This window comes from Streptomyces sp. NRRL F-5630, assembly GCF_000719475.1.
Lineage (GTDB): Bacteria > Actinomycetota > Actinomycetes > Streptomycetales > Streptomycetaceae > Streptomyces.
This window is the reverse complement of the sequence record NZ_JOGO01000221.1, coordinates 1-269: the sequence shown is the minus strand read 5'-3', so window position 1 is coordinate 269 and position 269 is coordinate 1. Positions and strand designations below refer to the sequence as shown.

Below are 269 nucleotides of genomic sequence, written 5' to 3'. Positions count from 1 at the left end.
GCGGCGGCGGGTCCGGGCGCGGCGGCGTTCGTCCTGGCGCGGCGCCAGGGTGAGGCGCCCGGTCACGCGTGGGCGGCGTACCACCTCGGCGGGACCGACGGCGTGGTGTGGGCCGACGTCTCGGCCGGTGCCGAAGGCCGGGTGTCCGAGGCCCCGCCGGAAATCGCGGCTGCCGACGCACAGGCCGTGGTCATCGACCCCACCGGGCAGGCGATCGACCCGCACCGGCGGGACGTCGCGGACGGCGCGTTGCCCGCGTTCGCGCAGTC

At 78.8% G+C, this 269-nt stretch carries 1 protein-coding gene; it reads left to right on the top strand.

The features are described from left to right. The coding region (locus IF99_RS31500) for a hypothetical protein (protein WP_037828403.1) at positions 1–269 on the top strand (269 nt) is incomplete at both ends.